Below are 2,268 nucleotides of genomic sequence, written 5' to 3'. Positions count from 1 at the left end.
CCCCTCTGGGCGAGGTCAGGGTTCGGCTAGTTGTGCGACGAGCGCGGTGCCGTTCCACCGTTCCACGGTCTGCCGAACCAGCGCGGTGCCGTTCCACCTGTCCACGACCCGGCCGGTGGTGGTAACCCACGGCCCGGCGGCGATGGCGGCGTCGAACCAGGCGACGGTGTTCGCCGGGTTCGCCCACTGTCCGAAGTCGCCGTGCAGTGCCGGGGACGAGTCGATGTCGACAGCCTCGGCGGCGTACGGGGCGATCTTCGGCAGGAACACCTGCGCGTCGGGGCGCAGGCTGTACGAGTCGGCAGACGACGTGACGATGCGGATGCGGGCGCCGGTGTACTTGGTGGGGTCCTGCTGCTGCGGGTCGTATGCGGCCGAGGCGGCGGCGAGCCCGGCCGCGTCGGTGCCGTACGCGGCGCGCAGGTCCGGGGCCAGCTCGTAGGTGCTGGACGGGCCGCCGAGCCGGACAAGGTCGATCGCGGAGGCGATGGCGTGCACGCCGCGAAGGTCGGGGAACGGCTTGCGGTGCGCGGCGATGAGTCCGACGCCGCCGCCCATCGAGAAGCCGAGGATGACCGTGCCGGTGATCGTCCAGTTGGCGTAGGCGTAGGTGCGGTTGCGGACGAGCCGGGCCATCGCGTCGGCGTTGCCGAACGTCGCGGAGAAGTGCGGCACGAGCACGATGTAGCCGGCGTCGAGGAGCAGGTCGGTGAGGTTCTTCGCCCCGCCGTTGCCGAGGACGTCGAGGAAGTTCGACGGGTGGTTCTGCCAGCCGTGGACGGCAATGCACAGCTTCGCCGTGGCGCCGGGCGGCTTGGTGCCGGGCATGTACAGGTAGGTCATGCCGGGGTCGCCGGTGAACGCCGGGTCGGGGCGCAGCTCGTACTTGAACACATCGGTGCCCGCGGTGGTGGTGCGCTCGTAGCGAGCGATGCCGACCGTGCCGGACACGGTGGGCACCGTGGGCACGTCGGCGTAGCTGTAGTCATCGACCTCGAAGGAGCGGCTGACCGAGTCGGCGCCGGAGGTGGCGACGATGCCCGCCGAGCCGGCGGCCAGCGGTGAGGCGTCAGTGGCGGTGGCGGTCCAGTCGGCGGGTTCGGCGGTGTTGGCGACCCACACCTTCGCCATGATCGAGTTGCCGGCGACCCGGAACCGCACTTTGAGCCCGTTCGTGGGGGACCAGGCGGTGCCGGGCAGGTTGCCGACGGACCCGAACGCGGTCTCCACCCCGCCGGAGTAGCGGCGCAGGAAGACGTCGACCGTGCCCGAAGTGTTCTTCTGCAGCCACAGCTGGTAGCCGGTCTGCGGCGCCCACTGGTCGCTGCCGATCACGCCGTTGGAGCGGGCGCGGACGAACATGTATCCCTCGACGCTCGTGGCGAGCGTCGGCGGGTACAGGGTGACGGTCTGTTCCGTGTCGGCCTTGGCAGCGAGGCCGAGCAGGTCGGCGGAGATGGTTGGGTAGGACATGCCGGAGCGGGTGGTGAGCCGCATCCGGTTGCTCTGGATGGTGGCGCCGAAGCTGGTGCCGGTGTTGCCGCGGATCGTCCAGGCGGCGTTGGGCGCGGCACCGTTGGTGCCGGTGAAGGCGTCGCTGTACAGGACGGCCATCAGGCGTCGTGCTCCCACACGTCGCCGGTCACCATGTTGGTGGGCCGGGTGGTGCCACCGACCCAGCGGACGCGGGCGAACCCGGTCGGGCGGGTGCCGCCACCGGCCGTGCCGTCGTGGGTCTTGACGCCCTCGACTCCGCTGGCCGCCGCCGCTCCGGTGATGCGGGAATCGTTGCCCGCGGCGGCCTGGGTGGCCCCGGTGCCGAGCGTCCGCATGGACGCGGTGCCGGCGGCGGCGTCGGCGGGAGGACTGTAGTCGCCCGCCTTCGCCGTCGTTGAGGTGGTGCCGATCGCCAGGTTGGAGGTGCCGGCCCCGATGGCGGTGCGCGCCGCTGCGGCGTCGGCGGCGGTGAGCACCGACCGGCCCACCGTGGTGGAGTCGGAGAGGTCGGCGACCGCGTGGCCGTGCGCGGTCGGGGGGCGGGCGTCCGACAGGCGTGGGTCGGTGGTCTGCGCGTAGCGGGCATCCCCGCGGCCCTGCGTCAGGTACTGCGGGTGGTCGTCGTCGGCGAGGCCGGTCAAAGCGCCGTGGTCGGAGACGCCGCCCTCACCGCCCTCGCCGCCGACACCCAGCACCGTGGCCCCGGTGAAGTCCCACTCGCCCGTCGGGGCGAAGTCCTCGCTCTCGATCAGCAGCTCAGAGGCCGCCCTC

Annotated in this window: 2 protein-coding genes; both read right to left on the bottom strand. The window is 72.2% G+C overall.

Features of this window, described 5'->3' with window-relative positions; all coding sequences use genetic code 11:
- Positions 1 to 15 precede the first annotated feature (15 nt).
- Positions 16 to 1,614: a ubiquitin family protein gene (locus A6V29_RS00930; RefSeq protein WP_137158539.1), complete on the bottom strand. Its 1,599-nt coding sequence runs from the start codon at positions 1,612 to 1,614 to the stop codon at positions 16 to 18.
- The coding region (locus A6V29_RS00925) for a hypothetical protein (protein ID WP_212718910.1) at positions 1,614 to 2,268 on the bottom strand (655 nt) is incomplete at its 5' end. The genes A6V29_RS00930 and A6V29_RS00925, both read right to left, overlap by 1 nt.

It is taken from the genome of Blastococcus sp. CCUG 61487, assembly GCF_005222955.1.
GTDB lineage: Bacteria > Actinomycetota > Actinomycetes > Mycobacteriales > Geodermatophilaceae > Blastococcus.
Note: the sequence above shows the minus strand (reverse complement) of the source record. Positions and strands in the feature narration are given on the sequence as shown.